This window comes from Sphingopyxis sp. EU05-FHT14B03 (assembly GCF_058790875.1).
On sequence record NZ_JBYTDC010000001.1, the window covers coordinates 587,086 to 609,958 of the forward strand.

General features: G+C 65.9%; 21 protein-coding genes. 8 read left to right on the forward strand and 13 right to left on the reverse strand.

The window, feature by feature from the left end:
- Positions 1-103 precede the first annotated feature (103 nt).
- The 3 genes from bla to AC3WS4_RS03010 all read left to right on the forward strand — a co-directional run bounded on the left by bla (position 104) and on the right by AC3WS4_RS03010 (position 3,542).
- Positions 104-1,087 (forward strand): metallo-beta-lactamase, encoded by a 984-nt coding sequence (gene bla / locus AC3WS4_RS03000; RefSeq protein WP_162248592.1) that lies wholly within the window; start codon positions 104-106, stop codon positions 1,085-1,087.
- Complete coding sequence (locus AC3WS4_RS03005) at positions 1,084-2,505, forward strand: LVIVD repeat-containing protein (RefSeq protein WP_492739863.1); 1,422 nt, start codon at positions 1,084-1,086, stop codon at positions 2,503-2,505. The genes bla and AC3WS4_RS03005 overlap by 4 nt, the downstream gene beginning before the upstream one ends.
- A 296-nt stretch (positions 2,506-2,801) precedes the next feature.
- The gene (locus tag AC3WS4_RS03010; protein ID WP_492739862.1) at positions 2,802-3,542 is read left to right on the forward strand and encodes an SDR family NAD(P)-dependent oxidoreductase; all 741 of its coding nucleotides are present in this window, start codon (positions 2,802-2,804) and stop codon (positions 3,540-3,542) included.
- Between the two features lie 9 nt (positions 3,543-3,551).
- Here AC3WS4_RS03010 and AC3WS4_RS03015 read toward each other — a convergent pair whose 3' ends face one another.
- The 6 genes from AC3WS4_RS03015 to AC3WS4_RS03040 all read right to left on the reverse strand — a co-directional run bounded on the left by AC3WS4_RS03015 (position 3,552) and on the right by AC3WS4_RS03040 (position 9,373).
- Positions 3,552-3,953: a GFA family protein gene (locus AC3WS4_RS03015; protein WP_492739861.1), complete on the reverse strand. Its 402-nt coding sequence runs from the start codon at positions 3,951-3,953 to the stop codon at positions 3,552-3,554.
- The gene (locus tag AC3WS4_RS03020) at positions 3,950-4,606 is read right to left on the reverse strand and encodes a TetR family transcriptional regulator (RefSeq protein WP_492739860.1); all 657 of its coding nucleotides are present in this window, start codon (positions 4,604-4,606) and stop codon (positions 3,950-3,952) included. The genes AC3WS4_RS03015 and AC3WS4_RS03020 overlap by 4 nt, the downstream gene beginning before the upstream one ends.
- Before the next feature lie 110 nt (positions 4,607-4,716).
- Positions 4,717-6,207: an acetyl-CoA acetyltransferase gene (locus tag AC3WS4_RS03025; RefSeq protein ID WP_492739859.1), complete on the reverse strand. Its 1,491-nt coding sequence runs from the start codon at positions 6,205-6,207 to the stop codon at positions 4,717-4,719.
- Between the two features lie 11 nt (positions 6,208-6,218).
- On the reverse strand, positions 6,219-7,016 hold the full coding sequence (locus tag AC3WS4_RS03030; RefSeq protein ID WP_492739857.1) for a crotonase/enoyl-CoA hydratase family protein: 798 nt from the start codon (positions 7,014-7,016) through the stop codon (positions 6,219-6,221).
- Between the two features lie 21 nt (positions 7,017-7,037).
- Positions 7,038-8,261 (reverse strand): acyl-CoA dehydrogenase family protein, encoded by a 1,224-nt coding sequence (locus tag AC3WS4_RS03035; RefSeq protein WP_492739855.1) that lies wholly within the window; start codon positions 8,259-8,261, stop codon positions 7,038-7,040.
- An 11-nt stretch (positions 8,262-8,272) separates the two neighbouring features.
- Complete coding sequence (locus tag AC3WS4_RS03040; RefSeq protein ID WP_492739854.1) at positions 8,273-9,373, reverse strand: acyl-CoA dehydrogenase family protein; 1,101 nt, start codon at positions 9,371-9,373, stop codon at positions 8,273-8,275.
- Positions 9,374-9,534: 161 nt separating this feature from the next.
- Here AC3WS4_RS03040 and AC3WS4_RS03045 point away from each other — a divergent pair, with 161 nt between their 5' ends.
- Positions 9,535-11,838 carry a CaiB/BaiF CoA-transferase family protein gene (locus tag AC3WS4_RS03045; RefSeq protein ID WP_492739853.1) on the forward strand — a complete coding sequence of 768 codons (2,304 nt, stop codon included), beginning with the start codon at positions 9,535-9,537 and terminating at the stop codon, positions 11,836-11,838.
- Positions 11,839-11,853: 15 nt separating this feature from the next.
- Here AC3WS4_RS03045 and AC3WS4_RS03050 read toward each other — a convergent pair whose 3' ends face one another.
- Positions 11,854-12,225, reverse strand: coding sequence for an EthD domain-containing protein (locus AC3WS4_RS03050; protein ID WP_492742624.1), 372 nt, complete (start codon positions 12,223-12,225; stop codon positions 11,854-11,856).
- A gap of 133 nt (positions 12,226-12,358) precedes the next feature.
- Between AC3WS4_RS03050 and AC3WS4_RS03055 the strand changes: the two genes are divergently transcribed.
- Together AC3WS4_RS03055 and AC3WS4_RS03060 are read left to right on the forward strand one after the other, a co-directional pair.
- Entirely contained in the window at positions 12,359-12,769 is a 411-nt protein-coding gene (locus AC3WS4_RS03055; RefSeq protein WP_492739850.1) for a Zn-ribbon domain-containing OB-fold protein, read from the forward strand.
- Complete coding sequence (locus tag AC3WS4_RS03060; protein ID WP_492739848.1) at positions 12,766-13,929, forward strand: thiolase C-terminal domain-containing protein; 1,164 nt, start codon at positions 12,766-12,768, stop codon at positions 13,927-13,929. Before AC3WS4_RS03055 ends, AC3WS4_RS03060 begins: the two co-directional genes overlap by 4 nt.
- 187 nt (positions 13,930-14,116) lie before the next feature.
- On the opposite strand, the gene AC3WS4_RS03065 is transcribed toward AC3WS4_RS03060, so the two are convergent.
- From AC3WS4_RS03065 to AC3WS4_RS03085, 5 genes are read right to left on the reverse strand one after another with little or no spacing between them, the layout of a single operon-like run.
- On the reverse strand, positions 14,117-14,902 hold the full coding sequence (locus AC3WS4_RS03065; RefSeq protein ID WP_492739847.1) for an SDR family NAD(P)-dependent oxidoreductase: 786 nt from the start codon (positions 14,900-14,902) through the stop codon (positions 14,117-14,119).
- Positions 14,899-16,383 (reverse strand): aldehyde dehydrogenase, encoded by a 1,485-nt coding sequence (locus AC3WS4_RS03070; protein WP_492739846.1) that lies wholly within the window; start codon positions 16,381-16,383, stop codon positions 14,899-14,901. Before AC3WS4_RS03070 ends, AC3WS4_RS03065 begins: the two co-directional genes overlap by 4 nt.
- Before the next feature lie 22 nt (positions 16,384-16,405).
- The gene (locus tag AC3WS4_RS03075) at positions 16,406-17,182 is read right to left on the reverse strand and encodes an enoyl-CoA hydratase/isomerase family protein (RefSeq protein ID WP_492739844.1); all 777 of its coding nucleotides are present in this window, start codon (positions 17,180-17,182) and stop codon (positions 16,406-16,408) included.
- An 11-nt stretch (positions 17,183-17,193) separates the two neighbouring features.
- Positions 17,194-17,967 carry an enoyl-CoA hydratase-related protein gene (locus AC3WS4_RS03080; protein WP_056348696.1) on the reverse strand — a complete coding sequence of 258 codons (774 nt, stop codon included), beginning with the start codon at positions 17,965-17,967 and terminating at the stop codon, positions 17,194-17,196.
- Entirely contained in the window at positions 17,964-19,568 is a 1,605-nt protein-coding gene (locus tag AC3WS4_RS03085; protein WP_492739843.1) for a GMC family oxidoreductase, read from the reverse strand. The genes AC3WS4_RS03080 and AC3WS4_RS03085 overlap by 4 nt, the downstream gene beginning before the upstream one ends.
- 128 nt (positions 19,569-19,696) lie before the next feature.
- Between AC3WS4_RS03085 and AC3WS4_RS03090 the strand changes: the two genes are divergently transcribed.
- Entirely contained in the window at positions 19,697-20,017 is a 321-nt protein-coding gene (locus tag AC3WS4_RS03090) for a 2Fe-2S iron-sulfur cluster-binding family protein (protein ID WP_056348690.1), read from the forward strand.
- Between the two features lie 44 nt (positions 20,018-20,061).
- The gene (locus AC3WS4_RS03095) at positions 20,062-20,688 is read left to right on the forward strand and encodes a TetR family transcriptional regulator (RefSeq protein WP_162248591.1); all 627 of its coding nucleotides are present in this window, start codon (positions 20,062-20,064) and stop codon (positions 20,686-20,688) included.
- A gap of 11 nt (positions 20,689-20,699) precedes the next feature.
- Here the strand turns inward: AC3WS4_RS03095 and AC3WS4_RS03100 are convergent, their stop codons facing one another.
- Positions 20,700-22,835 (reverse strand): molybdopterin-containing oxidoreductase family protein, encoded by a 2,136-nt coding sequence (locus AC3WS4_RS03100; protein ID WP_492739842.1) that lies wholly within the window; start codon positions 22,833-22,835, stop codon positions 20,700-20,702.
- Positions 22,836-22,873 lie beyond the last annotated feature (38 nt).

Below are 22,873 nucleotides of genomic sequence, written 5' to 3' on the forward strand. Positions count from 1 at the left end.
AACGTCAACGCGCGGACCTTGACATCGAGCGCCGACCCGATATCAAATCGCTCCTGACGAATATTAATTCGCTATCCGAATACATGGGAGAAGATCGATGGGCATGAAGAAGGCAATGTCGCGGTTCGCCGTATCCTTGGCTGCGCTGGCAATGGGCCAGGCCGCACTCGCCGCTCCCTCCGCGCCGCCGCTCGCGAAGATCGCCGCCGACTCGCCCCTCCTCAGCATCGACCCGAACGAAGTCGCCTGCGGTCGCCCCGCAATCGCCCTCATGGACGCGACGCGCATCACGACGGGCTGGGATCACCGCAAGTTCCCCGCCTTCAAGGTCGTCGGCAATACCTATTCGGTCGGCATCTCGGCGGTCACCGCCTATCTCGTCAAGACGAGCGACGGCCTGATCCTGATCGACACGACGTTCGACGAGACGGCGCCATGGGTTGCGGAGTCGATCGAGAAGCTCGGCTTCAAACTCGCGGACATCAAGATCATCCTCGGCAGCCACGCGCACCTCGATCACCAGGGAGGCAGCGCGTGGATGAAGGTCCATGCGCCGGACGCGAAGCTGATGATCATGGAAGGCGACGCCGAGACGGTCGAAAAGGGTTCGCCGGCGGTCGAAGGGATCGGCCGCGGCATGCCGCCGGTAAAGGTCGACCGCGTCCTGCACGACGGCGACAAGGTGACCCTCGGCGATGTGACCGTTTCGGTTTGGAAGACCGCCGGCCATACCCGCGGCGCCTCATCCTTTGAATGGCAGACGACCGAAAATGGCAAGACCTATGACGTGTTGCTGATGGGAAGCCAGCAGGCCGCCACCAAGCTCGTGCCCGAAGAATATCCCGGGATCGTCAAAGACCAGATCGACGGCTGGGAGCGACTCCTGTCGCTCAAGCCCGACGTCTGGTTCGGCGGCCACCCCTGGCAGCACAATAATGTCGACAAATATGAAGCGATGCTGGCCGAACCCGGAAGCAATCCCTTCATCGATCCCAAGGGCTATCGCTGCCTCGTGGCCGCGCGCGCCTTCGATTTTGTCGAGGAACTCAAGAAACAGGAAGCCGCAGCCGCCAAGGGCGGCAAGTGAGCGCGCGCGCGGCGCGGCTGCTCGCTGTTGCCGCGTGCGCAGCGCTTGCCGCCACACCGTCGGCCAGCGCCTCCCCCTCTTATTCGGGCGGGCCGAAAACACCGAGCCGCGCGACAGCGCTGTGCGGTCCAGGCGACAATCCCGAGCCCGGCATGCAGGGCGAGACGCCGCTTGCCGACCTCGAGGCCGGGCGCACCGCCACGCCCTATGTCTGCGGCATGCGCATCGTCGGCAAGCTCGACCCGTGGGGACGCGGCGACAATGCGATGCTCAAACGATCGCGCCAGTGCGCCTATGTTTACGGCGGCGGTGAACGCAAAGGAATCGCCGTCATCGACGCGAGCGACCCCAAGGCCCCCAAGGCGGTCGGTCTGCTCGACACGCCGGGCGCGATCGGGGGATCGGAGACGATGGACGTTATCGACACCGGCACCCGCCACCTGCTCGTCGCGGGCGACTATAGCGGTGGCCTCAGGCCGCCCGGCCCCGCTCCCCTCGACATCTACGATATCAGCGACTGCACCACGCCGAAGTTGCTCACGACCTTTTACTGGCCCGCAAACATCCATGTGCCCAAGATCTCGCCCGATGGCATGCGGGTCTATGCGAGCCGCGAATATGGCACCGATGGCCTGATGGTCCTCGACATCAGCGATCCGGCAAAACCCATTTATATGGGGGAATATCCGCTAGTCCTTCCCGGCGGCAAGGCACAGCGCTGCCACGACATGTGGATCAACGATGGCCAGACGCGACTGATCTGCGCCGGAAGCGTGCCGATGATCGAGGCGCGCAAGGGCGATTCCGCGCCCAGCATCTGGGACATCACCCAGATCGGCAAGCCGAACCCCGAATGGCCGACGATCAGGTTCGTCGGCACCAGCGACATCCGCGGCCAAGGCGACCATCATGCGCCGCTGCTGCGCGTCCGCGGCCGCCAGTATCTGGTGGCTGCGAATGAGCTCCGCTGCACCGCCTTCCCGCGCATCTTCGATATGACCGATGAAAAGTCGCTGCGCATGGTCGGCGAATTCCGGCTTGAGGCGAATGACCGCTGCCTCGATGATCCGGCATGGGCCAAGGCGAACGCCGCCGGCTCCTACGGCCTCCATTATAATGCCGTTGTCGACGATGCTTGGGGCGGCGTGGCGCTCGGCCTGTTCAGCTTCATGGGCTCGGGGGTCCGGATCGTCGACCTCCGCGATCCGACGCACCCGTACGAAGTGGCCTATTACCATCCGGGAGCCATCGATGCCCCCTCCCCTCCCGGTCCCCTCGCCGGCAAGACCGACAGTTGCATGTCGATCAACAGTTTCGTGCCAGAGACCGGCCATATCTGGTTCGTCTGCCGCAGCGGCTTTTACGTCGCCGAACTTTCAAAGGCCGTTCGCGCCAAGCTTGGCGCATCCGTGCCATGAGGTGGCAACGCCTTGGCTGATAGATGGGTCGGGCGCTTCGGCCACGGCGCATAGCGCGGACTTTCTCGGCCCTGCGGGAAAGGATGGGAATAGCCCGCGCAAGTCATTCCTGAAGGACGGGTAATAGTCCGACCAGCCGACCAAGCCTCCTCCTTGGGGGCAGTTCGCCCCCCGCCGTCCTTTTCCCGAACGCCTCCGCCATTGTAATCGGGAGGACATATCTACATATAATAGATATAAGACCCGGATGGTCCAGAGGATCGTTTCGGTGGCGCAAACCTGGTGGGAGAAGATTGATGGCAGGCCGATTGTCGGGAAAAATCATTCTTCTGTCGGGCGGAACCCGGGGGATGGGCGAAGCGCAGGTCCGCGGCATGGTGCGCGAGGGCGCCGAGGTCATTTTCGGTGGCCGGGATCGGGCCGCGGGGGCGGCGATCGAGGCATCGCTCGACAGCAAGGCGCACTTTGTGCCGCTCGACGTCACGAAACCCGAAGATTGGAAGGCTGCAGTCGAATTCGCGGTGGAGCGGTTCGGCCGGATCGATGGTCTCGTGAACAACGCCGGTGTCGGCGCTACGCGCCCGCTGGTCGACATCAGCGACGAGGAGTGGGCCAGCATCGTCGCGGTCAACCAGAACGGCGTCTTTTTCGGGATGCGCGAGGGCGCGCGCGCGATGCTGAAATCGGGCGGGGGTTCGATCGTCAATGTCGCATCGCCAGCGGGCACGAAGGCCCATGCCAATCTGGTCGCCTATTCGGCCGCGAAGGCGGCGGTGATCGGGATGTCGCGGGCGGCCGCCAAGGAACTCGCGCCCAGCGGCATTCGCGTCAACGTCCTGATCCCGGGCTTTTTCGCGACGCGCCTCCTGACCGAGACGACGAACAGCCAGGCCCTCATACGCGGTGCGCAGTTGACCCCGCTCGGACGCGTCGCACAGCCTGAGGAGAGCGTTGGCGCTGTCCTGTTCCTGCTATCCGACGAAAGCAGCTTCGTGACGGGCACGCAGATCGTCGTCGACGGCGGCTACACCGCGTGACCGGACAGGTCAGGCGTTTTTTTCGAACGCATATTGGCTTTCGGGCAACACAACCCACGGCAGTGCGGTCGATGTCCAGACGCTGACCGTCGGAGCGAAAGCTCCCGGATCGTCGAGCGTTCCGGCTTTGACGATCAGGAGCCCCTTGCCGTCGGTCGGCTCCGAGAAGATCGGCGACCCGCAACGACCGCAGAATTTGCGCAGCACCGCGTTGCCGGAAAATGTGTCCTTATCCTCATAGACCGACAGGTCGCCCTCATGGCTGACCGCGGCCCCCTTGAAGAGCAGATTGACCGAGAAGGCGCTGCCCGATTGCCGGCGACAGTTGGTGCAGTGGCATTGCGCCACCACGATCGGGTCGCCGTCGGCACGGTAGCGGACCGCCCCACAATTGCATCCGCCCTCGATCATATGGCTTTACCCTTCTGTCCGTATCGAAATCTGAAGCCGTCGAGCAGCACCTCGAGCGTCTCGACGAACAACGCCTCGTCGGACACCGGAGATTTGGCGATCGCTGCGGCAAGCAGCGGGTAACGCGCCGGATCAACCGTCGGCATCGCGGCGTGGTCGTGCGCCTTGGCCGCCGCGTCGAAGAGGGCCTTGCCATAGGTCAGCTTTTCGAGCGCCTCGAGAACCGCCAGATGATGCTCGGGCGGGTAAGGACAGTCCGACAGGCCGCGCTCATAGGCACCGAGCATCAGCTCGCGCGGGAAGAAACGCAGCATCAGCGGCCCGGCGTGCGCGTGGTTCAGCATCACGCGGCGGGTCGCAACCGCGAGGTCGATCGCCCGCTCCTCCCACGACGACCCCGGCTTTTCCCCCTGCCCCACCTCGACCAGCAAGGTCCGGGCCATCATGTGGAGAAGTTCGTCGCGGTTCTTGAAATGATAATAAAGCGACGGCGCCTGGACGTTCAGTTCGCGCGCCACCGCCTGCACAGTCAGCGCGTCGAGGCCCTGGCGATCGAGCAGGTCGATCGACACAAGGATCGCCGTTTCGCGCGTGATCAGCGGCGTCAGCGGGCGCCCCGGCCCCTTTTTTCTCTTGGCTTGGCTGGCGGGCAAACTTATCCCTTTCCCTATCGGCATTAGGCCGACAGATGCCATCATTGCCCGGCTTTGAACAGCCAAGAGGCTGCGACGCGCCAAATGCCCCTCAACCCCGCCCGTCGCGATCATGCAAAGCGCCATTCCCGAAGCCCCGCGCCCTCGACGATCCGGCCGGGCGCGCCCACAGGCTCCGCATCCGCATCGGCGAGCCGTCGCAGGACGTCGCCTTCGCTAGGCGGAACATGCGCGAGCGTCCGCTCGCCCCCCGGTGTCCGCGCAACCACCACGCCTGCTTTTGGCATCCCGTCGCGCCGATAGAGGATCGTGTAGCTTTCGATCGTCGCGTCACCCAGATAATCGCGCGCCAGCGCCGGAATTGCATCGCGCATCGCGTCGGCCTCCTCCTGATAATCGTAACTGCGGGGAAAGGAGGCCGCCGCGATCGGCTTGCCGCTGATCACGATGCTGTGATTATGCGTCGCATAGCCGCCATTTGCGAACAGCAGCCCCGTCCCGCCCTCGGCACGAAGCTGATCGGTCATGCTCGCGACGGCATGGCTCATATAGTTGCCGATCGGCCCGCCACCAAAGGTCAGGCCACCGAAGACGGTCGCCGGCCGTTCGGCCGGCCAATCGATGATCCGGCGGGCCAGCTTGGGAATGCAGGGGAAACAGCTGTACAATTCGACCATATCGAGCTGGGACGGATCGACCTTGTTCAAGGCGAGCGCGCGGCGGATTGAGACCTCCATGCTCGCGCTATGGTCGTAGCGATCGCGCTGCAACGGGCTGTTCGGTTCATGGGCCGCCGCACCATTACCGACATAGATCCAGCGGTCCTCGGCGATCCCGCGCCGGCGCGCCTCGCCGACGCTCGTCACGATGAAGGCGGCACCCTGGTTGACCGAGGCGTTGGCGACCATCAGCTTGTTATAGGGAAAGGCGATCGGCCGGTTGCTCTCGGTCGGCGTGATCACGTCAGCCGGGCTGACCGGTTTCCGAATCCATGCATGAGGATTGGCGGTCGCAACCTCAGAAAAAAGCGACCAGATCGTCCCGCTTTCGGCCTGCGCCTCGGCGAAACTTTGTCCGAGCGATGCGCGGAGTGCATTTTCGTAGAGAGGGTAAACATCGACCGGCGCGACCAGCCCATATTGCTGCGCATAGCTTGGCTCGCGCCGCTGCGCGGCTTCGCGCGTCGCATCGACGCGGCGGCCGGACTCCTCTGCCGCCGCCCTTGCTGCCGCGGTTCGCAGCGCCTCGGCGCCGCACACCAGCGCGATCCGGCACTCGCCGGCCCCGATCCGGTTGGCCGCTTCGTTGAGGAGCAGGACCGGGCTATCGCCGTTCGGCCCTTCGCTTTGCATCATCGTCGCGGGCGCGATGCCGAGTTCGCTCGCCAGAGACTCCCGCGCATCGCGAATGTCGCGGAACGATATCTGCTGGACGATCCCCAGAAAATCGGCGTCGGCGAGCAGCGCCCCGCCAGCGTCCTTTTCGGCGATCCGCAGCGCGTCCGCCATCAACACGACGGGATCGCGGCCATCGGCGGGGTTTTCCGGACGATCATTGATCTGGCCGACACCGACGATGATAGGTCTGTTATCGTCCGGCATGCTTTGTTTCCTCAACGAGCCTGCCAGACGGGCTGGCGTTTTTCGGCAAAGGCGCGCGGGCCTTCGCGCGAATCCTCGGAGGTGAAGACCACACGCGTTTCGCGCTTGTTCGCCTCCCAGAACTCGGCGTCGCTGGCGATCTGGCCCTCGGCGATACCCATGGCGATGCGCTTGCTGGCCTGCACCGCGAGAGGGGCGTTGACCGCGATGCGCTCGGCAAAGTCGAGCGCGGTGTCCATGAGCTTGTCCAGGGGCACCACTTCGTTGGCGAGGCCGAGATCGAGCGCGCGTTGCGCCGAAATCGGCTCGCCGGTCAGCAACAGCTGCATCGCAATCTTGCGTGGCAATTGCTGGACGATGCGAAACGCGCCGCCCGCCGCCGCGATGATCCCGCGCTTGACCTCGGGCAGTCCGAATTGCGCATGGTCGGCCGCAATCACGATGTCCGAGGCCAGCGCGAGTTCGGTGCCGCCGCCGAGCGCGAAGCCGTTGACCGCCGCGATGATCGGTTTGCCGATCGGGTGCCGCACAAAACCCGCGAAGCCCCAGGCGCGCTGCGCCTTGTCTTCGGGTTCGAGCCGCTCGCCGCGCGACAGGGCTTTCAGATCGGCGCCAGCGCAAAAGGCCTGGTCGCCCGCACCGGTGACGATCACCGCGCGGATTTCGGGATCGGCCTCGGCCCGTTCGAGTCCTTCGCCCAGCCCGATATGGACCGCGGCATTGACTGCGTTGCGCGCGTCGGGGCGGTTGATCGTCAGGATCAGGACATGGCCGCGACGTTCGGCGAGCACGGCGGGAGCATCGGTCATCTTGTCTCTCCGATTGGCGGGCTAAAGGCCCAAAATCTTGGCGATAATATTGCGCTGGATTTCGTTGGTCCCAGCATAGATCGACGCCGCGCGTTCGCTGACGTAACGCATCGGCGCGATCGCGGCCTCGCGCGGGCCGGCGAAAGCGCCCTCGGCGTGCGGGAAATGGACCGGCCCTGCGGAAACCCCCGCCTGCGGCTGATAGGCCATGCCATAGCGGCCAGCGGCGAGCAGGCGCAGTTCGGTGATCCGCTGCTGCAATTCGGTACCGCGGATCTTCATCAGCGACGGGATCGCATGCGGATAGCGACCGGCCCCCGCGTCGCTCATCGCGCGAAATTCGAAGATTTCGAGCGCCAGCACGTCGATCCGCGCCTGCGCGATCGCATCGGAGAAGGCGCCATCGTCGATCAGACGCCCGCCCTCGTCGCCGCGCGCGGCGCTGGCGAATTGCTCGATCTCGTCGAGGTCGATCTGCAAGCCCGGCGCATAGGCCGCGCCGCCGCGTTCGAATTCGAGCAGATATTTGGCGACGGTCCACCCGTCGCCGATCGCGCCCACGACATTCGCCTTGGGCACACGTACCGCATCGAGGAAAATCTCGTTCTGGATATTCTCGCCCGCGGGCGAAACCGTCGGCACCACGGTGACGCCGGGGCTGGTCATGTCGATCAGCAGGAAGCTGATGCCCTTTTGCGGCCGGTCGTGCGTCGACGTGCGGACGAGGAAAAAGCCCCAGTTGGCGGCGTGGGCATGGGTGCTCCACAATTTCTGGCCGGTGACGACCAGATGATCGCCATCCTCCTCGGCACGGCATTGCAGGCTGGCGAGGTCGGAGCCCGACCCGGTTTCGGAATAGCCCTGGCACCAGAAATGCTCGCCCGACAGCATGCGCGGCAGAAAATGGGCCTTCTGCGCGTCGCTGCCATGGCCGATGATCGCGGGGCCGCACATCTGCACCCCCATCGGCGACACCGGCGGTGCGCCAGCGGCGATGCGCTCGCGTTGCCAGATATAGCGTTGCGCGAGGCTCCAGCCGGTGCCGCCATGCTCGACCGGCCAGGACGGAGCGACCCAGCCCTTTTCGTGCAAGATCGCCTGCCAGGCGCGCGCATGATCCGGGTCGGCGTAGACGCTGGTCATATTGGCACCGCTCGCGCGCAGATCGTCGGTCAGCTTGTCGGTAAGAAAGGCGCGCACTTCGTCGCGAAAGGCGATTTCGTCGTCCCTCCAGGCGATGTCCATCGGCTGTCTCCTCAGGCCGCGCGCGACATTGCGACGAAGCGGCGGCGGTGCCAGTCGGCCGAGCCGAATTCGCTCTCGATCACGGTCGCGCGGCGGAAATAATGGGTCACCGCGACCTCGTCGGTCATCCCCATGCCGCCGTGGAGCTGGATCGCATTCTGGCCGACAAAGCGGCAGGCGTCGGCGATGGTCACCTTCATCGCGGAGACGGCGCGGGCGCGGTCGGCCGGCGCGGCGTCGAGGCTGAGCACCGCGCGGTACACCGCCGAGGTCGCTAGTTCGAGCTGCATATACATGTCGACCATGCGGTGCTGGATGACCTGAAAGGTCGAGATCGCCTGCCCGAACTGGCGGCGTTCCTTGGTGAAGGCGATGGTATCGTCGAGCATCACGCGCATCACGCCAAGCGCCTCGGCACCGAGCATCGCGGTTGCGACGTCGCACAGCCGCTCGATCGCCTCGGCGCCGCGTGCGATGAGCGCGCTGTCGGGGATCGCAACGGCATCGAAGGCGACATCGGCGGCGCGCCGGCCGTCGATCGTCGGAAATGCTTGTTGCGAAATGCCGACCGCGCCGGCTTCGACGAGGAACAGCGCCGGCTCGTCGCCGACGCGCGCGGTGACGAGGAAATGCGTCGCCATAGGCGCCCCGCTCACGACGATCTTGTGGCCATCGACCCGCCAGCCGACCGTCGTGCGCAGCGCAATGGTATCGCGCGGCATGCGGTCGAAGCGCGTTTCGGCCTCGGCCCAGGCAAAAGCCAGTCGCATATCGCCGCCGGCGATCGCAGCATGTTCGGCCGTGTGCCCGGCGCCGAGCGCCGACGCGCCGATCACTGCGGTTTCAAAATAGGGTTCGACGAACAGGTTGGCGCCAAGCTCCTCCATCACGACCATCATGTCGACCGCATCGCCGCCGATGCCGCCCGCACCTTCGGGCACGAACACGCCCAATATGCCGAGGTCGTCCGCAAGCCCGCGCCACAGCGATTCGCTCCAGCCGGACGCGCTACGCGCATTCGCCCTACGGACCGAAAATCCATTGTTGCGCTGAAGATACCCGCGCAACGCATCGCGCAACTGACGCTGATCGTCGGTGAAAGTGAAGTCCATCGGCAACTCTCCGTGGCGCGGCCGCTATCATAGAAGACGAGCGCCGCAAAACGAATTAGTCGATTAATTAACTTTTCTTCGCGGTGCAGATATGGCAAGCGCCAGCGCGGCCAGCGGAGCGTCTTCGCGTCCGCTGGCGTATCAAAGAGAAGGGTAAGTTCATGTCCGATCGGCCGCTGTCCGGCATTCGCGTCGTCGAAAGCGTGCAAGGGCCGCTGGCGATGATCGGACGCTATCTGGCCGATCTGGGCGCCGTGGTCGATCGCTTCGCGACCGAGGCCGACGCCGGCGCCGAGGCGGTCGTCGCCAACGCCGGCAAGCGGCTGCACACAGGCAATCTGGGCAGTCCCGAGGCCGCGACGGCCATCGAGAGCGCGCATATCGTCATCGCCGACCGGGCGTCGGGGGCCGATCTCGCCGCGCTCCGCCGCGCCCGCCCCGGCCTGATCACCATGACGGTCAGCGATTTCGGCGAAGACGGCCCGTTGGCGGAGTGGCGCGCGACCGGTCCTGTGCTCCATGCGCTGTCCGCCGTGCTGTCGCGCTCGGGCATTCGCGGGCGCGAGCCGCTGCTGCCGCCCGGCGACCTCGCCTATCAATGCGCCGCGCCGCAGGCTGTGTTCGCGCTGCTCGGCGCGCTGTACCGGGTGCTGCGCGGGGGTGAAGGCGCGCATTTCGATTTCGCCGCGCTCGACGGGGCGGTGCAGGGCCTCGATCCGGGCTTCGGCATCAACGGCAGCGCGACGATGGGCAAGCCCGTCGGCCTGCTGCTGCGCGACCGGCCACGCGCGGGATTCCAATATCCGATCATGCGCTGCGCCGACGGTTATGTGCGCATCTGCCTGCTTGCCAAGCGCCAGTGGCGGGGCATGTTCCGGTGGATGGGTGAGCCCGCGCAATTCGCCTCGCCCGATTTCGACCGGACGTCGCACCGTTATGCGTCGGCCGACCTGCTGCCGCATATCGCGGGCTTCTTCGCCGATCGTCTCCGCGCCGATCTGGAACGCGAAGGACAGGACTATGGCGTACCGATCGCGTCGGTGCTGACGCTCGGCGAATTTCTGGACAGCGACCATGCCGCCGTACGCGAAGCGGTCACCACGCTGGCCGACGGAACGCGGCTGCCCAATGGGTTCCTGACCATCGACGGCGACCGCATGGGGCCATTGCCGATTGCGGAGGCGGCCGAGTTTCCGGCAGCCGCCGGCGCGGCTCCGCTCGCCCCCTTTGGCGACCTCAAGGTCCTCGACCTTGGTGTGATCGTCGTCGGGGCCGAGGGCGCGCGGCTGCTCGGCGACCTCGGCGCCGATGTGGTCAAGATCGAGAGCCAGGCCTTTCCGGACGGCAGCCGCCAATCCTATCTCGAGCACGGCATGTCGGTCAGCTTCGCCGCAGGGCATCGCAACAAGCGCAGCCTGGGCATCGACCTGCGCAGCACCGAGGGTCGCGCGCTGTTCCTCGACATGGTCAGGCAAGCCGACGTCGTCTGCTCGAACTTCAAGCCCGGCACGATGGAGAAGCTCGGCCTCGGCGAAGCCGATCTGCGCGCGATCAACCCGCGGATCGTCCTGTCCGAAAGCTCGGCCTTCGGGGACACCGGGCCGTGGAGCGGGCGGATGGGCTATGGCCCGCTGGTTCGCGCATCGACCGGGCTGACGCTCGCCTGGCGCTATCCCGACGATCCGCAGAGCTTCAGCGATTCGATCACCGTCTATCCCGACCATGTCGCGGGCCGCATCTGTGCGATCGGGGTCGCGGCGCTGCTGATCCGTCGCCTGCGCACCGGGCTGGGCGGCGTCGCCAAGGTCGCACAATCCGAAGTGATGATCGGCCATTTCGCCGCCGACGTGGTGCGCGGCACCCCCGCCGGTGGCGCTGCCACCGACTGGCCGTGGGCGGCCTATCGCGCCGCGGGCGACGACGAATGGTGCGTGATCACCGTCGAGACCGACGCCGACTGGGCGCGGTTGTGCGAGACGATCGGCTATAGCGAAGGCTTGGCCTTCGACAGCGCCGCCAAGCGGCTTGCCGCGCGCGGCGAGATCGACACGGCGATCGAAGCCTGGCTCGCGGAGCGCAGCCGACACGACGCTGCGGAGACGCTGCAGGCGGCGGGCATTGCTGCCGCCCCGATGCTGCGGCTCTCCGAACTGCCGGATTCCCCCTATTATGTTGAGCGCGGTTTCTATCGGATCGAGGATCATCCCTGGTTGCAGGAGGATGTGTTCGGCGACGCCTATGTGGTCAAGACCACCGACCTGCCCGCACCGACCTTGCGCCCTGCCCCGCTGAGCGGCGAGCAAAGCGAAGAGGTCATCGCCGACTGGCTCGACATCGATGCGGCCGGCATTGGCACGCTCAAGGACAAGGCCATCCTCGAACCGCTTGCCGAACTGACGCGGCAGCAGGCCGAGGCGCATATGGCAAGCCGGGAACCCGTGACCGCGACCGGGCGTCCGAAATAGGACGCGCCGCCCGGTCTAGTCGATGACGTGAAAATCGTCCGACAGGAAGATCGGCGAATTGGGCAGGTCGATGAATTTCTTCTCATCGGCCAGCAGCAGTGCGCCCGCGACGCGCCCCGCCTCGGTCGAACCCGCGGCGGCGAAGCTGGCCATATCGTTCCACCACAGCTGCGCGATGCCGTCGAAATCCAGGCCGGAGGAGCCGCGCACATCGGCGAGCGGGAAGGCGCCCGGGAGCGTCAGGCTGTGCGACTGGACATATTTTCGGATGCCAAGCGCCGCGGCATGGTCCTTGACCAGCGGCGCGTGCTCGTTCCGCCAATAGTCCTGGAATTGCTCGCGCGTCAGGCCCGGCAGGCGCTTGAGGCAGAAGGTCACTCGCAGCATCATCGTCTCTCCCGTCGGTTCACGCGCCCACCGCGCACTTCCTCATTGCACGTCGCGATCAAATCTATATACAATAGATAAATGACGCAATGACCGCATAGATGATGCGGCGGGAAAGGATGGCAAGGGGCGAATGACCTATCATTCGGCAACGGGTCCGGTCGGCGCCGAGGGGCGCTATTGGGACGCGCTTCTCGAAGGGCGGCTTGAACTGCCGCGCTGCACGGGCTGCGGACGCTGGCATTGGCCCGCAGTTTGGCGTTGCGGCAGCTGCGGCAGCTGGGACCATGAATGGACCCAACAGCCGCTCGAAGGCGAGGTCTTCACCTATACCCGCACCCACCACCCGTTCGGCGGGACCGAAGCCTTCGCCAAACCCTTCTCGACCTTGATCGTCACCCTGAATTCGGTGCCGGTCCGCCTCGTCGGCGTATTGGAGGGAGACGAAGCGGGCCTGCGCATCGGCGCCCCTGTCACCGGAACGATCGCGCGCACCGCCTTTGGCGATGCCCAAATCCCCGCGCTGCGCTGGAGCCTTTCATGACCCCCAATTTGTCGGGCCTGACGGCCGCCGCCGGCGTCGGTTATCGCCAGTACAAACGCGGCACCGCGCCCGCCCCCGAACGCGGCGTGCTGGTCCGCGCGATCGTCGACGCCTGCGAAGACGCGGGTTTCGACCCGGCGGATGTCGACGGCTTTGTCTCCTATGGCGACGACAAGAACGAGCCGGTGCGGCTGATGCCCGACCTCGGCACCAAGGCGATCAACTGGTCAGCGCAGGTGTGGGGCGGCGGCGGCGGCGGCATCGCCGGAGCTTTTGGTATTGCGGCGTCGGCGATCCTCACCGGACAGGCGCGCGCCGTCGTCGTGTTTCGCGCGCTGGTCGAAGGGAATAGCGGGCGGCTGTCTGCAGCGGTGATGGCGCATCATCTCAACGACCATATGGTGTCGTCGGGCATTCTCGCCCCCGCGCAGGTCTGCGCGATGCGCGCGCAGCGGATGTTCGAATATCATGGCGTGCCCTATGAGCTGTGCGAAGAACTCGTCCGCGCCTCCTATTATCACGGCAGTCGCAACCCCGACGCGGTCGCCTATGGCAAGGATTTCGACCACGCGGAATATAGCGGTTCGCGGATCATCGCCGAACCGTTCCACCTGTTCGATTGCAGCCGTGAGAATGACGGCGCGGGCGCGATCCTGCTCGTCTCGACCGAGATGGCGCGCGACCTGAAGAAGAAACCGGTGAAATTGCTGTCGGTCGCGCAGGGGACCGAGGCGGGTTATGGCGACCTGCTCGAGAATGACGCGACCGAACTTTATCCGACCGCCGGCTTCCGCGCGATCCGCGACCGGCTCTACGGCACCGCGGGACTGACCACGGCCGATATCGATGTCGTCCAGCTGTACGAGAATTTCAGCGCGCAGGGGATCGCGTCGCTGATCGACCATGGCTTTTGCACATACGAAAATGTGGCAGAGGTTGTGCGCTTCGAAAATCTGATCGCGCCGAGCGGGAAGCTGCCGGTCAACACATCGGGCGGCAATCTGGCGCATGGCTTCGTCCATGGTTTCGTCACGGCGGTCGAGGCGGTGCGCTGCCTGCGCGGCGAAAGCCCGAACCCGGTACCGAACGCGCGCACCTGCCTGCTCGCCGGCGGTCCCGGCGCACCGACGATCAGTTCGGCGATCTTTGGGGTCGATTAAGAGTTTTTGCGTCGAACGGCCGGTTTCGGGTGGGCGTGGTCGCTCTGTATCTTATTACTTTGTCATTCCCGCGAAAGCGGGAACGCAGGGAAAGCTCAGCCTACGCACGCTCTGGGTCCCCGCTTTCGCGGGGATGACAAAAAGAGGAAGCGACCGCTTCCCACACCAAAGCCAGCGCAGGCACCTGTCAACTGACGGTCGAAATACCGCCGCTCACCGGCAGCAGCACGCCGGTCACCCAGGCGCCGGCGCGCGACGAAAGGTAGATCACCGCGCCCGCGATATCGTCCATTTCCCCTGCCCGCGCGCCCAGTGGCGAGACGAAGGCCTTGGGCACCTCGTCGTCCGCACCCATGCCAAGAAATTGCTCGGTGAGCCGCGAGGGGAAGAGGCCCGGCGCGATCGCATTGCAGCTGATATTGCGCTTGGCGAGGTGGCGGCCGAGGTGACGCGACATCATCGCAACGCCGGACTTGCTCGACGCATAGGCGAAATTTTCGAGATGCCCGGGGTTCAGCGCGGCGATCGACGCAATGTTGATCACCCGCGCCGGATCCCCCGGCGCTGCACCGCTTTCGAGTTGCGGCAGCAATTTGCGCGTCAGCAGGAAAGGCGCGGTCAGGTTGAGGTTCAGCACCGCATCGAAATCCTCGCGCCCATCGGCGTCGAGCGGCGTGGTGCGGTCGGTGCCGGCATTGTTGACGAGAATATGGAGCGGCCGCTCGCCAAGTGCTTCGGCGGCCCGTGCGATGCCGTCGTCGGTTGCGATATCCGCCGCGACGCCCTGCGCATTGCCGCCAAGTTCGGCGACGATGGCATCGACGTCGGCGGCGCCGCGCGCGACGACCCACACCTCGACCCCCGCCTGCGCCAATCCGCGCGCGATCATTCGGCCGATGCCCGATGTAGCGCCGGTCACGAGCGCGCGCTTGCCCGCGACGTCGAACAGGCCGGCGGTGTAGGCTGCGCTCATGCCAGCGTGCCGGGCGCTTGCGGCAGGAAGATCGTCTTGACCTCGGTAAAGGGCTCGATGCCCTCCGGCCCGCCCTCGCGACCGACGCCCGATTTCTTGAAGCCGCCGAAGGGATTGGTCAGGTCGAAATCGCGGCCGTTCTGAGTGAAATGCCCCGTACGGATGCCCCGCGCCACCGCATAGGCGCGGTCGGTGTCATGCGTATAGACGCCGCCCGACAGGCCGAACGGACTGTCGTTGGCGATCGCGATCGCTTCCTCGACGCTGTCATAGGGAATGACCGCGGTAACCGGGCCAAAGATTTCCTCCTGCGCGATCGCCATGTCGTTGGTCGCGTCGGCAAACACGGTGGGTTCGACATAATAGCCGCTGTTCAGCGCCGGCGGACGGCGACCACCGGTCGCGATGCGCGCGCCCTCTGCGACGCCCTTGTCGAAATAGCTGCACACTTTGGCATGGTGCCGCGCCATTGCGAGCGGCCCCATCATCGTCGCGGGATCGAGCGGATCGCCGATGCTGGTCGCCGCCATCGCCGCTGCGAGGCTTTCGACATAGGCGTCCTTGCGCGCACGCGGGACAAGGACGCGGCTGAAATTGATGCACACCTGGCCGCAGAGCAGGGTGATCATCGGCGCAAGCGCGGGTCCCATCGCCTCGGGCTCGAAGTCGTCGAGCACGATTGCCGCCGACTTGCCGCCGAGTTCCATCGTAAAGCGCGCCATGCGCGACGCACAAACCTGTGCGATATGCAGCCCGACCTCGGTCGAGCCGGTGAAGGCGACCTTGTCGACACCCGGATGGCGGACGAGCAGGTCCGACGCCTCGCGGTCGGCGGGCAACAGGTTGATCACGCCATCGGGGAAACCCGCCTCCTCGGCAGCTTCGGCGAGCATGAACGCCTCGAGCGGGGTTTCGGGCGCCGGTTTCAGGATCACCGTGCAGCCCGTCGCGAGCGCTGGCGCCAGCTTGATGAGCAGCGAGGCGAGCGGACCGTTCCACGGCGCGATTGCCGCGACGACGCCGACGGGTTCGCGCACCACCACCGCAACCTTCGACATCATGCCATTCGACGGGCGGACATCCTCGAACGGATAAGTCTCGGCGAGTCCGGCATAATAGTCGAGCAGCCCCGCGGTGCCCGCGCCCGACCCCTGCGCCATCCAGATCGGCACCCCGACCTGCGATATCCAGGCACTGTCGAGCGCGGCGCCGCGGCGTTGCAGTGCCTGTGACAGCGCGCGCATATAGCTCGCGCGTTCGGCGGCGGACATCCGCGGCCAGGGGCCCTCGTCGAACGCCTTGCGCGCCGCCGCGACCGCACGCTCGACCTCGGGCACGCCCGCCGCGACGACTTCGCCGAACACTTCCTCGGTCGCGGGATTGGTGACCGTGAAGCGGCCGCTGCCCTCGACGGGAATCCAGCGCCCACCGATAAAGAGCCGGTCGGGATGCGCCACCTGCGCGTTCGCTTGGCCAATCATCGTCTTCTCCTGATATTGCTGTTCAGCGTTTGTGGTCGTCGTGGTCCGACAGGAATTTCCCGAAGGTTTCGCCGCCGGCCGGAGCATCGGTCATGCTCGCGATCATCCAGTCATATTCAGCCTGCCAACCTTCGATTGGCGTGCGCGTCAGGCTGCCGTCGACGAGCGTCTTGATGCCGCCGATGCCCTGCGGCGGATGCGCAGCGATGGCGGACGCCAACGCGATCGCGCGCGCGTCGAGATCGGACGCATCAACGACCGCATTGACCAGCCCGATGCGTTCGGCCTCCTCAGCTTCGACCACCTGCCCGGTCATCAGGATCGCCTTGGCGCGCGGCGCGCCGACCGCGCGCGGCAGCGACCAGGTCGCATTGGCGCAGCCATAGCCGACCGCGGTCACCTTGAAGCGAAAGCCGGGCGTCGCGATGCGCATGTCGCAGGCGAGCGCGAGCAGCGCGCCCGCGCCGAAGCAGATGCCGTCGATCGCGGCGATGATCGGCAGCGGATGCGCGGCGACGCGCCCGAACACCGGATCGCGCGCCTCGAAGGCGCGGCGCATCGTGGCGGCATCGAAGCCCGCCATCTCGTGGATATCGAACCCTGCGCTGAACGCCCTGCCCCCGCGCGCACTGATGACGATGGCGCGGATGTCGGGGTCGGTTGCGGCATGGTCGAGCTGCTCGGCAAAGGCGGTGAAGGTCGGCGTGTCATAGGCATTATGCACATCGGGACGGTTGAAGATCAGGTGCAGCACCCCGGGCGCGGGGGTCGCGACGATCAGCGTCGGGTCGGTGGTCATGGTCGGGGTCCTCAGCTCGTTTGCGGCATATGCGCCGCCTGGTCGGGGTCGAAAGCGGTCACCATTTCGTAACCCAGCGACGCCTCGAAGATCGGCATCGCACCGCGCAGCCAATGGTTGAGCGCGCGCTTGCTGAGCTCGACCGCGAGCGGCGACCGCTCGGCGAGCGTCGCGGCATAGCGCAGCGCGAGCGGCAACACCTCCGCGGGCGGCACCGCGTCGGAGACGAGCCCGATCCGCTCGGCCTCGCGGCCGTTCAGCTTGTCGCCGGTGAGCAGGTAGCGCTTGGCCTTTGCCATCGAACAGAGCAGCGGCCAGACCATCGCGGCATGATCGCCCGCGGCGAGGCCGATACGCAGATGCCCGTCGGACAGGTTCGCCTCTTCATTGGCCACCGAGATATCGGCGAGCAGCCCGAGTGCGAGGCCGATCCCCGCTGCGGGACCGTTGATCGCGGAGACGAGCGGCTTTCGCATCTCGATCAGTCCGGTCAAGATCTGCGACGTTTCGCGCATCATCCGGATCTTGTTGGCGTAGTCATTGCCTTGGCCCGCGATGTCGGCCCAGTCGCCGCCGACGCAAAAGGCGCGCCCCGCCCCGGTCACCACCGCCGCGCGCGCGCCGGGATCGGCATCGATGGCGGCGGGCAGCCGCACCAACTCGCTATGCAGCACATCGTTGGTCGCATTCATCCGCTCGGGACGGTTCAATGTGAGCAGCACGACGCCCGGCGCTGGGCGCTCGACCGCAATATGCTGAAAATCATAGGCGGCGGCTGCGCTCATGCGGTGGTGCGGATCAGTTCGGCGGCTTTCTCGCCGATCATGATCGTCGCGGCATTGGTGTTGCCGCTGGTGATCTGCGGCATGATCGAGGCATCGACGACGCGCAGCCGCCCGACGCCGCGCACGCGGCATTCGGGGTCGACCACCGAGCCGGCGTCCGACCCCAGGCGGCAGCTGCCGACGGGGTGATAGGTGATCATCGTCTTGGCGCGAACATAGGCCTCCCACCCCGCATCGTCGGTGGGCACCGGGTCGGGCGAACGGTCGCCCAGCGTGATCGCGCTCAACGCGGGCATCGCGAACAACCGGTCGACCAGCTTCATCGCGCCGATCAGCGTATCGACGTCGGCGCGGTCGCCGAGCAATTGATGATTGATCACGGGCTCGAGCGCATCGCCCAGTTCGACACGCCCGCGCGACTTGGGCCGCGTGAGCGACACGTTGATGCTGATGCACGGCTCCTTCGGCATCACCGCCTCAGCCGACGACACCGTCTCGGGCTCGACATTGTAAGCGAGCGGCATGAAGTGGAGCTGGACGTCGGGTTCGTCGAGCCCGTCGCGGGTGCGCGCGAGACCCATTGCCTGCACCGCGGGCGCACCCATCGGCCCGGTCTTGTTCCAGAAAAATTTGGTCAGGTGCCGGATCATGTCGAACGGCCCGACCTGGCTGTTGAGCGTTGGTACGCTGACGAACTTGTTCTGGGTGATGCCGGGATGTTCCTGGAGGTTATGGCCGACCTCGGGCCGGTCGGCCTGCACCGCGATGCCGCGCGATTGCAGATACTCGCCCGCGCCGACCCCCGAGCGCAGCAGCAGCGCGGGCGACCCCATCGCACCCGACGAGACGATCACCTCGCGACGCGCGCGCAGAACCTTCGCATCGCCACCCTGGCGATAGCGGATGCCGACCGCCTCGCCATTTTCAATCAGGATCGTTTCGACATGCGCGTTGGTGACCGTCATCAGATTGGGACGTTTGCGCGCGTCACGCAGATAGGCTTTCTCGGTACTGCACCGCCAGCCGTCGCGCTGCGTCGCCTGGGTGAGGTACGCGCCCTCCATCTGCCCGCCGTTATAATCGTCGAGCCGCGCCAGGCCATATTGCTCACACGCGCGCAGGAACAGGTCGCACAGCGGATGCGGGTCGCGCATCGGCGACACCGACAGCGGCCCCTGCGACCCATGACTCTGGTTCGGCGCACCGCTCCAGCTCTCGCTGCGCAGGAAATAGGGAAAGACGCCGTCGAAATTCCAGCCCGTCGCGCCGAGCCGTTCCCACGCGTCGAAGTCGGCGCGGGTGCCGCGGATATAGACCTGCCCGTTGATCGCACTGCCGCCGCCGAGCATGCGCCCGCCCGACCAGATGAAGCGCCGCCCGTTGATCGACGGGTCGGGCAGCTGCCAATATTTCCAGTCGTAGCGGTCGTCGACGAGCATCTTGGCGAAACCGACCGGCATCTGGACCATCAGCCCGGTCGATTCGCCGCCGGCCTCGACCAGTGCGACGCGGACGCCCGGATTCTCGCTCAGCCGCGCCGCCAGCACGCAGCCCGCGCTGCCCCCGCCCACGACGATATAGTCCGCTTCCTCGCCTGACATGCACTCTCCATCAATCGACTAATTAATTTTAAGCTTCATATGCGCCTTCGTTGACACCGTCACCATGAAATATTAATTGATCAATTGAAAGTGGGTTGAACCACGGTGGCCGGGACAGGGAAAACCATATGCCAAGCGTGAATTTCCAGAATGCCGACGGCACCGTCGAGACGGTCGAGATCGAAGTCGGGGACTCGGTCATGCGCGGCGCACGCGACAATATGGTCGAGGGGATCGAGGCCGATTGCGGCGGCGTCTGCGCCTGTGCGACCTGCCACATCTATGTCGCCCCCGAATGGCTGGAGCGCGTCGGAGCCGCCGGCGCCGACGAAAGCGAGATGCTCGATTGCGTCAACGACCCGCGACCGAACAGCCGCCTGTCCTGCCAAATCGCGATGACCGACGACCTGGAGGGCTTGACAGTCTTCCTTCCCGAGTCCCAACGATAGGCGGGGCGAACATAGCGGACATGGGCATGGACAAAGAGAGCGGCTTGACGATCAAGGCAGCGCGGCGCGAGGAACGGTCGGCATCGGCCGAAGCGCTTTTGAACGCGACCGCGCAACTGCTGTCCGAGGCGAGCAACATCGACGTCTCGCTCAACGAGATTTCGCAGCGCGCATCGGTGAACAGCGCGATGATCAAATATTATTTCGGCAACAAGGAAGGACTGTTGCTCGCGGTGCTTGAACGCGATGCCGAAACCGCGATGACCGCGCTCAAGGCGCTGAGCGAGATGGATATCCCGGCCCAGAAGAAGCTGAAGATCCATATCAACGGTATCATCAACGCTTATTTTCGCTCGCCCTATATCAACCGCCTGATCCATTACATGGTCGAGTCCGGCAGTCCCGCGGCGAGCAAACGCGTCGCGCAGATCTTCATCGAACCGATGATCGAGGTCTATCGCGACATCGTCGCGCAGGGGGTGCGCGAAGGCGCCCTCAGGGACGTCGATCCCGGCCTGCTCTATTATTGCCTCGTCGGCGCCGCCGACCATATTTTCCACGCGGGCTATTCGGTCCCTTCGACGCTGGGCGTCGCGCGGCTCGACGACGGCATCAAGCAGAAATATGCCGAAATGGTCTGCGACATCTATCTGCGCGGTCTCGCGCCCTGAGCGTGCCGCGCTCACGCCGGCTTTAGCGCGGTCAGCTCGACCGCGATCCCGTCCATCAGCGTCGTCCCCGACACCGCCTCGACCACATCGGGGCCGTGGCCGAGCAGGATATTGACGTTCGCGCCCCCGGCCCGGTTCGCGCGCTGCCAGCCGCCGGTGCCATGCCCGAAGCAATGCGGATAAGATACCGTGCCGCGCAAATGGTCGGCGCTGACCTCGACCTCGACCTCGATCGCACCGAAGCGGTTCGACAAGGTCGCGCGATCACCATCCACCAACCCACGCTCGGCGGCATCGGCGGGGTGAATATGCAGCGTGGGCTTTTGCGAGCGGATCAGCCGGTCGACATTGTGCAGCCAGCCATTGTGCGAACGCATGTCGCGCCGCGAAAGCAGTTTCAGCCCCTCGATCGGTGCCGTCGCGAACAGCCGATCGAGCTCGGCGGCGACCATATCGTCCCACAGATGAATTTTCCCGTCGGCGTGCGCGATCTTGTCCTGATTGCCCCAAGGGATCGGAATGTCGAGCATCACGCCGTGCGGATGGTCGCGCAGCTTGTCGATCGACCAGTCGCCATGCAGGCCCGCCGGCCCCTGCCGGATAGCACCGTCGAGCACTTCGAGCGGGCGGAGCTGCCCGCCCGCTGCCTGCGCCGCGACCTCACCGGGCGAGGCGGCAGGCATCCGCAGCCCCATCCGCGCCAATATCTCGCAGAAGGTATCGAACTCGCTCCGCGCTTCGCCGACCGGCGGGATCACCGGCTCGGCATATTGCAGGAAGGGCTGCACCATGCTCATGAACGGCACCATCGGCAGGTCGGCGCGCTCGTAGAAGGTCAGCCCGGGCAGCACATAATCGGCGTAGGAGCCAGCCTCGTTGATATAGAGGTCGAACGACACCGACAGCTCGAGCTGTTCGAGCCCGCGCCGCAGCCGCTCGCCGCCCGGCGCCGCGAGCAGCACATTGCCGCCGAGCGAGAGCAGCGCGCGAACCTTGCCCGGACCGGGTTCGAGGATATCGTCGGGCATCACCGCCGAGGGCAGGAATTGCGTCACGCTCGGGAAATTGCCGACGCGGCTGCGCACCTCGTCATAACCGCCCGTCGTCGCGCGGTCGCTGCCCGCCAGCACCGGGGTCGCAAAGGTGCTGCCGCCTTCGTGGCCGAAGGTCCCGCCGACCATGTTGAGCGCCGACAGCAGGAAATTGGCGAGCGTCGCATGCGGCCCGCGGCAGATGCCGACACGGCCATAGCACACCGATTTCGGGCTGGCGGTGAGGCGGCGCGCGAGCCCCTTGATCGTCTCGACGGCGATCCCCGTGCGCCGCGCGACATCGTCATAATCGATGCCCGCGAGCGCCACCCGTAGTTCCGGCCAGCCCGCGCAACGCTCCGCCAGGAAAGCCTCGTCGGCCAACCCCTCGTCGGCAAGCGTCTTGAGCATCGCCAGCATCAGCCAACAGTCCGAATTGGGCTCGATCGCGACATGTTCGTAGCGCGCCGCGGTTTCGCTGCGCCGCGGATCGACGACCACCACGCCCCCGCGCGCCGCGACCGCGTCGAACTGCTGCCGGACGCGCGGGGTGAAGATCAGCGAGCCGTGCGAGATCAGCGGGTTGGCACCGAAGATGAGCATGAAATCGGCATTGTTGACGTCGGGCACGTCGATCGTCAGCGGGCTGCCATAGAGAATCCAGTTGGCGGTGAAGCGGGCATTGGTGTCCTGCGACCCCGCACCATAGATTTTCGTCGTGCCCAGCGCCTTCAGGAACATGCGGAACCCCGTCATGCCGTCGGTGGCATAGGCGGGCGGGTTGCCCTGGTAGCTCGCCACCGCGTCGGGGCCGTGCTCGGCGATGATTGTCGACAGCCGCGCCGCGATATCGCCCAGCGCTTCGTCCCAGCTTACCGGCTCGAACCGCCCCGGCGCGACGCGCTTCACCGGCCGCGTCACCCGGTCGGGGTCGTGCGTCACGCCATGATAGGCGATGCCCTTGACGCAGGCTTGCCCCTGCGACGACGGATTGTCGGGGTCGGGCCGCGCGCGCACGACCTTGCCGCCCTCGACCGTCGCCACCAGCCCGCACACTGCCGTGCAGATGCGGCAGAAGGTCACATGGTCGCCGTCCTCGCCCGTCGCTGGTCGCATGATTCGCTCCGGTTAGTTGATCGGTTAGAACCTTTCAC